Source organism: Kitasatospora griseola, assembly GCF_014648555.1.
GTDB classification, from domain to species: Bacteria; Actinomycetota; Actinomycetes; order Streptomycetales; family Streptomycetaceae; genus Kitasatospora; species Kitasatospora griseola.
This window is the reverse complement of record NZ_BMRI01000008.1, coordinates 30,815-40,413: the sequence shown is the minus strand read 5'-3', so window position 1 is coordinate 40,413 and position 9,599 is coordinate 30,815. Positions and strand designations below refer to the sequence as shown.

The following is a 9,599-nucleotide window of genomic DNA, read 5'->3' as shown; positions in this document are numbered from 1 at the left end:
GCGCGGCTACCGCGGCGATCCCGAGCGCACGGCCGACGCCATGCGCGACGGCCACTACCGCACCGGCGACGTCGCCGCGCGGGATGCCGATGGCTGGATCACCTACGTCGGCCGCGCCGACGACGTCTTCAAGGCCAGCGACTACCGGATCTCCCCGTTCGAGCTGGAGAGCGTCCTGATCGAACACCCCGCCATCGCCGAAGCCGCCGTCGTCCCCTCGCCCGACCCGCTGCGCCTGGCCGTCCCCAAGGCGTACGTGGTGCTGGTCGACGGCCGCACCCCCAGCCCCGAACTCGCCCGCGACATCCTCGGGTTCACCCGCGAGAAGCTCAGCGCCTACAAGCGGATCCGCCGCCTCGAGTTCGCCGACCTGCCGAAGACCATCTCCGGCAAGATCCGCCGCGTCGAACTGCGCACCCACGAGGCGGAGCGCGTCGGCGACCGCAACCCGAACGAGTACCTGGACAGCGACTTCCCGGAGCTCCGCCAGGGCTGACGGCCGGGTCGGCGCCTCGACTGCCGGTGCTGCGGGACGGAACTGCGGGACGGCGCTGCGGTACGGGACCGTGGGACCGGGCTGCTGGACGGGAGCGTGGGACGGGACTGCTGGACGGGGCCGCTGGACGGGGCCGCTGGAGACGGAAATCGCTTTTCGGGTGCCCTGCCGAACCATCGGGAGGGACGCGCGGAAAGCGATTTCCCGTTGCTCGGGGGAGCCGGGGCGGAAAGCGTTTGCCGACTGCCGGGTGCGTGCCGGTAGCATCTCGTCCACCTCCCGGGCGTAGCGCAGAGGCAGACGCGTCGCGACGGCATCGCGGATCACGCCGGTTCGAATCCGGCCCCCGGGGGGCTCTCACGAACGGTAATCGCTTTCCGCACGTCCTCGTCGGCCGTCGACCATCGGCCGGGGCGGGGATGCGGAAAGCGGTTTCCCGTTGCTCGGGACAGGCCACGGAAAGCGCTTGCCGAGTACCCCGTGCGTACCGGTAGCATCCCTCTCACCTCCCGGGCGTAGCGCAGAGGCAGGCGCGGCGCGTCAACAGCGTGTCAAACGCCGGTTCGAATCCGGCCCCCGCGAGGACCCGGCACCGGGCCCGTAGCGCAGAGGCAGACGCGCCGCCCTCCACAGGCGGAACACGCCGGTTCGAATCCGGCCGGGCCCGACCCCGCCGATGCACCACCACTCCGAAGGAAGCCCGATGAGCACGCCCGAGCCGACCGACACCCACGGCCTGGACGAGCCCCCGGCTCCGGAAGAGACCCGCAGCCCGAACGAGATCCGCGGCCCGGGTGGGACCCGCAGCCCGAACGAGACCCGCGGCCCGGGCGAGACCTGCGGCGCGGACGAGCCTCAAGACCTGGATGAGACCCGGGCCGCCGTCGAGGTCGAACTCGCCGCGCTCGACCGCGCCGTCGGACGGCTGCGCGCCCTGCCCGTCGACCACCCGCTGCGGCTGCGTGCCGAGCGCGTCGCCGAGTCCTTCGTGCGTGACGGCCGCCAGCACCGCCGGCGCGAGCGTCGCGCCGAGGCCGTCCTCGCCGATGCCGAACTGAGCGCTGCCACCGCCACCGGCGGCGACGGCCGGCGCGAGGACGCCCCGCTGCCCAGTGCGACCGGCCACACCCCGATCGGCGAGCTCCGGCGGAACCGGCGCTGCTACGTCTGCAAGCGCAACTACCGCCAACTCGACGGGTTCTACCACCGGTTGTGTCCGGACTGCGCCGCCGACCACACCACCCGACGCGCCCTCAGCACCGACCTGACCGGTCGGCGGGTGCTGCTCACCGGCGCGCGCGTCAAGATCGGCTTCCAGCTGGCGCTGATGATGCTCCGCGACGGCGCCGACCTGACCGTCACCAGCCGTTTCCCGCACGACACGCTGCGCCGGTTCGCCGCCGCCGAAGGCAGCGCCGACTGGCTGGACCGGCTGCGGATCGTCGGCATCGACCTGCGCGACCCGCGGCAGGTTCTCGGCCTGTGCGAGCAACTGCGCGCCGAGGGGCGGCCGTTGGACATTCTGGTGAACAACGCGGCGCAGACCGTCCGTCGCCCGCCCGAGGCGTACGCGCTGCTCGCCGTGGGTGAGCACGGACCCGTCCCCGCGCAGGTCGGTCACGCTCCCGGCTTCCGCCCGATGCCGGTCCTCACGACCGCCTGGCCGGCCGTCGAGCTCGGCGCCGTACCCATCGTCGCGCCCGCCACCGCGCCCGCCACCGAACTCGCAGCGCAGGAGGCGGCGTTGGCGGTTCCGGCGCTGCCGTCCCTCGCGCCGGTGGACGAGGCAGGTCTGCTGCCCGACCGTGCCCCGGAGAACTCCTGGTCGGCGACGCTCGGCGGACTCGATCCGGCGGAGGTGCTGGAGACCCAACTGGTCAACGCGCTCGCCCCCGCCCTGCTCTGCGACCGGCTGCTGCCGCTGCTGGAGGCGTCCCCGCGTCCGTCGCGGTACATCGTCAACGTGACGGCGGTGGAAGGGCGGTTCGCGGTCCGCAACAAGATGCCCGGACACCCGCACACCAACATGGCCAAGGCCGCCCTGAACATGCTCACCCGCACCAGTGCCGCCGAACTCGCCCAGCGCGGCATCCACATGTGCGCGGTCGACACCGGGTGGATCACCGACGAGAACCCGGCGCCCAAGAAGTCCCGGATGGCGTGCGCCGGCTTCCGCACCCCGCTCGACATCGTGGACGGCGCGGCCCGGATCTACGACCCGATCGTCCGGGGCGAGGCGGGCGAGTTGCTCAGTGGCGTCTTCCTGAAGGACTACCAGGTCGCGGACTGGTGACGCATCGGCCCGGGGCCGAGATCGGTCGGCGAGGCCGGGACTGGCCAGAGGGCTTGCCGACGCGGTCAGTTGACGAGCAAGTACACCCGCACCGAGAGGTCGGAGCTCCAGCCGACCTCGCCCCGCAGCCGGACGTTGCCGTTGCCGGGGGCGACGTTGTGCACGGTCGTGGTCGCGTCGCCGACGAAGGGCTGGCCGTTCGAGTTGATCTCCGTCATCGACGCCACCACCACGCTGCTCGGCGTCACGCCCGGGACGCTGAAGTTCACCGTGAACATCCCGTGGATCCCGAGGTCGTAGCTGAACGCACTCGCCGGCCTGATCGTCAACGGCGTGACCTGAAGCGGATCGTTCACGGCTGCGCACCCTTTCACGGACGGAAGTTCGTACCCAGCGCACAGCCTGCACCCCTCGTCGACCGAGGACAACGACATCCGGTGGAATTCGCCCGTTTCGTCCGATCGGCCGCGAAACAGGACGGCAGGACAGGGGCGCGGAGGCGGGCCATGAATGGGGGGGGTGGGCCGTGAAGGGGGCGGGCCATGAAACAGCGCCACGAAACAGGGCCGCCCCACCGGGGCGGCCCTGTGCCACAGCGGGGAGGTGTGCTCAGCGGGCGGACATCCGCAGGGCGCCGTCCATCCGGATGGTCTCGCCGTTGAGGTAGTCGTGGTCGGCGACCATGGCCACCAGGCGGGCGTACTCCTCGGGGTGGGCGAGGCGCTGCGGGAAGGTGACGGTGGCGGCGAGGCCGGCGCGGATCTCGTCGGAGAAGCTCGCCATCATCGGGGTGTCGACGATGCCGGGGGCGATGGTGACGACGCGGATGCCGAACTGGGCGAGGTCGCGGGCGGCGGTGATGGTCATCCCGGCCACGCCGGCCTTGGACGCGGCGTAGGCGATCTGGCCGACCTGGCCCTCGAAGGCCGCGATGGACGCGGTGTTGACGACCAGTCCGCGCTGGCCGGCCTCGTCGGGCTCCTGGGCGGACATCGCCTCGGCGGCGAGCCGCATCACGTTGAAGGTGCCGATCAGGTTGACGTTCAGCACGGTGCGGAACAGGTCCAGGTCGTGCGGGCCGCGGCGGCCGACGATCCGGGCGGACGGGGCGATGCCCGCGCAGTTGACGGTCAGGCGCAGCGGGTGGCCGTCGAAGGCGATCCAGGCCAGCGCGTCGCGTACGGGCTGTTCCTCGGTGACGTCCGCCCCGAGCAGGGTGACGCCCTCGGGCGGGGTGGCGGACTCGACTGCCTTGGGCAGGTCCAGACCGTAGACGTGGGCGCCGAGGCCCGCCAGGTGGGCGGCGGTGGCCGCGCCGAGGCCGGAGGCGGCACCCGTGACCAGGGCGGCGGTACCGGTGAGCTGCATGCTGGAAAGCCCTTTCCGAGTGGCGTGCGGGGTGGCGTTCGGGGCCGTTGCACAGCGGCCCCGAACGGGTGATGACGAACCGTCAGGGGCGCGGGGTCAGCGGGCGAACTGGCGGCTGATCACCAGGCGCTGGATCTGGTTGGTGCCCTCGAAGATCTGCATGATCTTCGCCTCGCGCATGTACCGCTCGACCGGGAAGTCCCGGGTGTAGCCGTAGCCGCCGAGCACCTGCACCGCGTCGGTGGTGACCTTCATCGCGGCGTCGGTGGCGATCAGCTTGGCCACGCTGGCCTGCCGGCTGAACGGGCGGCCGAGGTCGCGGCGGCGGGCCGCGTCCAGGTAGGTGGCGCGGGCGGAGTCCACGGCGGCGGCCATGTCGGCGAGCAGGAAGCCGAGGCCCTGGTGGTCGACGATCTTGCGGCCGAAGGTGGTGCGCTCGTTGGCGTACGCCACGGCGGTGTCCAGTGCGGCCTGGGCGAGGCCGGTGGCGCAGGCGGCGATGCCGAGCCGGCCCGAGTCGAGGGCGGAGAACGCGATGGACAGGCCCTGCCCCTCGGCGCCGATCCGGCGCTCCGGCGCGAGCAGCGCGCCGTCCCAGTACGCGGCCGTGGTCGGCACGCCGTTCAGGCCCATTTTCTCCTCGGGCGCGCCGAAGGTCAGGCCCTCGACCTGGCCGGGCGCCAGGAAGCAGGAGATGCCGTGCGCGCCGGGCGCGGTGCGGGCGAACAGGGCGTAGAAGTCGGCCTTGCCGCCGTGGGTGATCCACGCCTTGGTGCCGGTGATCCGGTACCCGCCGTCGACCGGCTCCGCCTTGCAGGTCAGCGCGGCCGCGTCGGAGCCGGCGTTCGGCTCGGACAGGCTGTAGCCGCCGATCATCTCACCGGCCAGCATCCGGGGCAGCCACTGCTCCTTCTGCTCCGGCGTGCCGAACGCGTTCAGCGGGTGGCAGGCCAGGGTGTGCACGCTGGTGGCGACCGCGACGGCCGCCCAGCGCGACGCCAGCTCCTCCAGCACCTGGAGGTACACCTCGTACGGCTGCCCGCCGCCGCCGAACTCCTCCGAGTACGGCAGGCCGAGCAGTCCGGCCTGGCCGAGCAACGCGAACAGGCCCTCCGGGTACAGCTCCTGCTTCTCGTGGGACTCGACCTTCGGGGCGAGTTCCTTGTCGGCGAGATCGCGGGTCAGCGCGATCAGGTCCGCAGCTTCCTCGGTGGGAAGCAGGCGATCCACGGCCATGTCCGGCTCCAAGCGGTACGCAAAGCGGTACGTCAGTACCGGGAAGCGTAGCGCAGCAGGGGCGGCAGTGGGGGCCCCGGAGACGGTGAACAGGGAAAAGGCCGGGAAAGGACGGGGAAAGCGAGGGCGCGCGGGAAGCGCGGGGGAGTACGGGGTGGGGCCCGGGGTGAGCGGGGCGGCCGGATCGGCGGCTGCGGAGAGGTCGACTGTCATACTGGCCCGGTGATCGACAGCGCCGCCGCACCCCAGCCCAGCGGACGGGGCGCCGCCCGCCGCAGCGCCCTCTTCGAGGAACTCGTCGCGCTCTTCACCGCCGAAGGGTTCGCCCAGTTCACGCTGGACGACCTCGCCGCCCGGCTGCACTGCTCCAAGCGCACCCTGTACGGACTGGCCGGCTCCAAGGAACAGCTGGTCCGGGCGGCCGTGGTGCACTTCTTCCGCGACGCCACCTCCCGGGTGGAGGCCGCGCTGGCCGCCGAGACCGACCCGGCCGCGAGGTTGGCTGCCTACTTGCGCGCCGTCTCCGCCGAACTCGCCCCCGGCTCGGCCCGGTTCTTCGACGACCTGGCGGCCTTCGAGCCCGCCGCCGAGGTGTACGGCCGCAACACCCGCGCCGCCGCCCGGCAGATTCAACAGCTGATTGACGACGGGGTCGCGGAAGGCGCTTTCCGCGAGACCCATGTGGCGTTCGCGGCGGACGTGATCAGCTCGGTGATGGTCCGCATCCAGCAGCGCCAGGTCGCCGAGACCACCGGCCTGGCCGACGCCGAGGCGTACGGGCACCTGGCGGAGCTGCTGCTGCACGGCCTGTTGCGCTGAGCCCCTGCTGAGCACCTGTCGAGGAGCTACTGAGGAACCGCTGACGGCCCCGCGCCGCCCGGCCGACCGCCCTGCTACGAGTCGGCGTCGACCTCGGCGACGGACGGCCCCGCCGGCTCGGCGTCGCAGCCCGGGCACCGCCCGCCTTCCCGGACCCTGCCGCACTCCTCGCAGACCAGATTCAGCCAGCAGGCGGGCTCCCCGCCCTCGCGCCCGGTGCTCTCGATGTGCTCGCCGTTCTCGACCCACTCGCCGCTCTCGCCGTTCTCGACGCGGTCAATGCGGTCAATGCGGTCAATGCGGTCGATGCGTGCGACGTGCTCGGCGCGTCCGGCGCGTTCGACGGGATCCATGAGGTCCAGTGTGCCGCCGTCGCCGGACGAACGGGAGAGCGGGCGAACGGGAGGGCGGGAGGGCTGGGCGTCCGCCCCTCCGTTACTCAATCTTGATCTTGGGCGGCGTGACGAACTGCCCTAGGTGCAGCGTCTATTCAGCACATTGACGAAACGATTCTCATCCGGGGGACCACATGACCGAGGGGCTCGACTTCGACGAGTTCGCGGCCAGTCGGGCACGCCGCCTGTTCCACATCGCGTACCTGATGTGCGGGGACTGGCACCAGGCCCAGGATCTGGTGCAGACCACGCTGTCCAAGATGTACCCGGTCTGGGGCCGGCTGCGGCGGGGCGACGGGGAGGCGGGGGTCGACGCGTACGCCCGGAAGGTGCTGCTGCGCTGCTACCTGTCGCACCGTCGGCTGCGCCGCTCCACCGAGGTCGCCGTCGCCGAGTTCCCGGACGAGCTGGTGGTCGGCGTCCAGGAGGGCAGCGCCGCCGCGCTGCGGATCACCCTGGTCGCGGCGCTGCGCCAACTGCCGCCCCGCAATCGGGCCGCGGTGGTGCTGCGCTACCTGGAGGACTACAGCCTGGAGGAGACGGCGGAGGCGATGGGCATCACCGTCAGTGCCGTGAAGAGCCTCAACTCCCGTTCGATGACCCGGCTGCGTGCCATCCTCGGTCCGGACCGCGCGCTGCTGCTCCAGGACTGACCGGCCGACCCGGCCGCGTCGCCCGCCCGACCTTCGCCACCTCGTGGCACCCACCCGCCAGCACGGAAGGCAACGAACATTGGACCTGGACCGGGAGCTCTCCCGGATGATGGAGAAGAGCGTCGAGGAGCTGTGCGTCCCCGTCGCCGTGATCGTCGCGGAGAGCAAGCGGCGGGGTCGTCGGCTCCGGCTGGTCAGGCGGCTGCAGGGGGCGGGCGCCGCGCTCACCGTCGTCGCGGTGGTCGCGGCCGGTGCGAACGCCGCACTGTCCGGCACGACCGCGCGGACGCCCGTCGGCAGTACCGGCCCGGCCGGTGCGGGCGTCCCCTCGGCCACCGACCCGGCGGGCCTGTTCGGCCGGTCGTCCGGCCAGGGGGAGCCGAACCCCGGGCCGGACCGCAGCCCCGCTTCCGACGTGTCCGCGCCGCCCACGCCGGGCCGGCCGTCGGCCACCGACACCCCGCTCTCCGGCGGCCTGCTGGCGTTCACGCCCGCCCAGGTGTCCAAGACGCTCGGTGCGCTGCTGCCAGCGGACCTGAAGTACCTCAAGGGCGCCGAGAACCACCCCGGTTCGCTCCCCGTCGGCACCATGGGCGTCCTCGTGCACTACGTCGACGGCACCGGCGAGGCGGCCTCCATCGAGGTGACGGTGCGTCACTCGCAGGTCGCCTTCCCGACGGACCGGACCACGCCCGTCGACCCGGGCGCGCTGCCGTTCCAGTGCGCGGAGACCGTGCTCGGCAACGGGGCCCGCTCCGTCCAGGGCTGCCACTTCGGCTTCCTGCCGGACGGCACCGGGGAGATGGTGGAGTCCAACGACGCGCCGGTGCCCGGCCTGTACAGCCACCGGGTCAGCGTGTGGCGACCGGACGGCACCGTGCTGGAGTTCACCGAGTACAGCGGGGTGCGCGACTACACCGGCGGGAAGTCGCTCAAGACCCGCACCGAGCCGCCGATCCCGCTCGCCGTCTGGCGCGAGGTCGCGGAGAGCCCGGACTGGCACTGGTTCGTCGTCCCCAAGTCCTGACGCCCGGCCCAGGTCCTGACGCCCGGCCCAGGTCCTGACGCCCGGCCCAGGCCCTGACGCCCGGCCCAGGCCTTGACTCCTGGCCCGCCGGTCGGCACCTCGGCCCACCGGTCGGCATCCCGGCCCAAGGGCCCGACACCCCGGCACGCCCACCCGCCCGGGTTCCGCCGTCTCCCGGCCGGCGCATCTCTCGACGCGTAGGGTTGGCGGGTGACCGAACAGACGCGCAACGTGGTGGGCGACGACGCCCGGGTGGACACCGTGGTGCAGGCACAGCACGTCGGCACCGTGAACATCCACCAGACGGCCGCCACCGCGCCCGCCCCGGCCTTCGAACTGCCGCCCGAGCGCGCCCACTTCGTCGACCGGACCGAGGAGCAGCGACGCATCGCGGAGCTCCGCGGGCCGGCCGACGCCGGCGTGGGCACCCCGCAGGTGGTGGCGATCAGCGGCCTGGGCGGCATCGGCAAGACTGCCCTGTGCCTGCGGGTCGGCCACCGCCTCGCCGACCGCCACCCGGACGGCGCGCACTACGTCGACCTGGACGAGTACCGGCGCGACGGCGCGGTCGACCCGGCCGCGGTGCTCGCCGACCTGCTGTCCGGCCTGGGCGTCGAACGGGCCTGGCTGGGGCCGGACTTCCGCGCCCTGGCCCGCCAGTACTGGGCCCGGACGCGCGGCGGCCGTCGACTGCTGGTGGTCGACAACGCCCGCACCGGCGCCGAGGTCCAGCCGCTGCTGCCCGCCTCCGCGGCCAGCCTGGTGCTGGTCACCAGCCACGGCCCGCTGTACGACCTCGGCGACACCGCCCCGCTGGAGCTGACCCTCGCCCCGCTGAGCACCGACCGCACCGCCGAACTGCTGCGCCCTGCTGTTCGGCGAACAGCGCTGGGCCGCCGCCGACCCCGCCGCCGTGCGCACCCTCGCCACCGCGTGCGCCGGACTGCCCAAGGCCGCCGAGGTCGCCGGCGAACTCGCCCGCCGCCTCCCGCACCGCAGCCTCGCCGCACTCGCCGAACGCCTCACCGCCGAACTCCACCAGCAGGGCAGCCGGTCGGTGGAGGCCGTCTGGGACGCCGCCTACGCCGAACTCGGCGACACCGCGGCCCAGTTGTACCGCGTCCTGCCCGAGTGCCCGGGCCCGTTCGCCACCGAATACACCGCCGCCGCGCTGCTCGGCCACGGCCTGCCGGCCGCCGAGGACGCCCTCGCCGAACTCGTCACCGCCGGACTGCTGGACTACCGCGCCGACGGCTACCGCCAGCACGCCCTGGTCCGCGGCCACGCCGGCCGCCGGGCCCGACGGGCCGAC

At 73.1% G+C, this 9,599-nt stretch carries 10 protein-coding genes and 2 tRNA genes; 8 read left to right on the top strand and 4 right to left on the bottom strand.

Going from position 1 to position 9,599, the window contains the following annotated elements:
- The 4 genes from IEZ12_RS38295 to IEZ12_RS12570 form a co-directional block, all read left to right on the top strand.
- Positions 1-496: AMP-binding enzyme (locus IEZ12_RS38295; protein ID WP_229847469.1), on the top strand; the 496-nt coding region annotated here is incomplete at its 5' end.
- Positions 497-774: 278 nt separating this feature from the next.
- Positions 775-848 (top strand) — tRNA-Ala (locus IEZ12_RS12580).
- 242 nt (positions 849-1,090) lie between these two features.
- Positions 1,091-1,163, top strand: a tRNA-Trp gene (locus tag IEZ12_RS12575).
- A 195-nt stretch (positions 1,164-1,358) separates the two neighbouring features.
- Complete coding sequence (locus IEZ12_RS12570; RefSeq protein WP_189272289.1) at positions 1,359-2,789, top strand: SDR family NAD(P)-dependent oxidoreductase; 1,431 nt, start codon at positions 1,359-1,361, stop codon at positions 2,787-2,789.
- A gap of 65 nt (positions 2,790-2,854) precedes the next feature.
- Here IEZ12_RS12570 and IEZ12_RS12565 read toward each other — a convergent pair whose 3' ends face one another.
- The 3 genes from IEZ12_RS12565 to IEZ12_RS12555 all read right to left on the bottom strand — a co-directional run bounded on the left by IEZ12_RS12565 (position 2,855) and on the right by IEZ12_RS12555 (position 5,393).
- Complete coding sequence (locus tag IEZ12_RS12565; RefSeq protein ID WP_189272126.1) at positions 2,855-3,145, bottom strand: hypothetical protein; 291 nt, start codon at positions 3,143-3,145, stop codon at positions 2,855-2,857.
- 253 nt (positions 3,146-3,398) lie between these two features.
- Entirely contained in the window at positions 3,399-4,157 is a 759-nt protein-coding gene (locus IEZ12_RS12560) for an SDR family NAD(P)-dependent oxidoreductase (protein ID WP_189272125.1), read from the bottom strand.
- Positions 4,158-4,253: 96 nt separating this feature from the next.
- Positions 4,254-5,393: an acyl-CoA dehydrogenase family protein gene (locus IEZ12_RS12555; protein ID WP_043911429.1), complete on the bottom strand. Its 1,140-nt coding sequence runs from the start codon at positions 5,391-5,393 to the stop codon at positions 4,254-4,256.
- Positions 5,394-5,615: 222 nt separating this feature from the next.
- On the opposite strand from IEZ12_RS12555, the gene IEZ12_RS12550 reads away from it, so the two are divergent.
- Complete coding sequence (locus tag IEZ12_RS12550) at positions 5,616-6,212, top strand: TetR/AcrR family transcriptional regulator (protein ID WP_043911431.1); 597 nt, start codon at positions 5,616-5,618, stop codon at positions 6,210-6,212.
- A 74-nt stretch (positions 6,213-6,286) separates the two neighbouring features.
- Here the strand turns inward: IEZ12_RS12550 and IEZ12_RS12545 are convergent, their stop codons facing one another.
- On the bottom strand, positions 6,287-6,565 hold the full coding sequence (locus IEZ12_RS12545; RefSeq protein ID WP_189272124.1) for a hypothetical protein: 279 nt from the start codon (positions 6,563-6,565) through the stop codon (positions 6,287-6,289).
- Between the two features lie 176 nt (positions 6,566-6,741).
- Here IEZ12_RS12545 and IEZ12_RS12540 point away from each other — a divergent pair, with 176 nt between their 5' ends.
- From IEZ12_RS12540 to IEZ12_RS12530, 3 genes are all read left to right on the top strand, one after another.
- Positions 6,742-7,260, top strand: coding sequence for a SigE family RNA polymerase sigma factor (locus tag IEZ12_RS12540; protein ID WP_043911435.1), 519 nt, complete (start codon positions 6,742-6,744; stop codon positions 7,258-7,260).
- 79 nt (positions 7,261-7,339) lie between these two features.
- Entirely contained in the window at positions 7,340-8,287 is a 948-nt protein-coding gene (locus tag IEZ12_RS12535; RefSeq protein ID WP_189272123.1) for a hypothetical protein, read from the top strand.
- Between the two features lie 913 nt (positions 8,288-9,200).
- A partial coding sequence (locus IEZ12_RS12530) for a Rossmann-fold NAD(P)-binding domain-containing protein (protein ID WP_505744212.1) occupies positions 9,201-9,599 on the top strand: 399 nt, incomplete at its 3' end.

Bases quoted from the DNA above. Each gene is read 5' to 3' on its own strand.
- IEZ12_RS12540 (WP_043911435.1), top strand. From the start codon at position 6,742: ATGACCGAGGGGCTCGACTTCGACGAGTTCGCGGCCAGTCGGGCACGC.
- IEZ12_RS12560 (WP_189272125.1), bottom strand. From the start codon at position 4,157: ATGCAGCTCACCGGTACCGCCGCCCTGGTCACGGGTGCCGCCTCCGGC.
- IEZ12_RS12555 (WP_043911429.1), bottom strand. From the start codon at position 5,393: ATGGCCGTGGATCGCCTGCTTCCCACCGAGGAAGCTGCGGACCTGATC.
- IEZ12_RS12545 (WP_189272124.1), bottom strand. From the start codon at position 6,565: ATGGATCCCGTCGAACGCGCCGGACGCGCCGAGCACGTCGCACGCATC.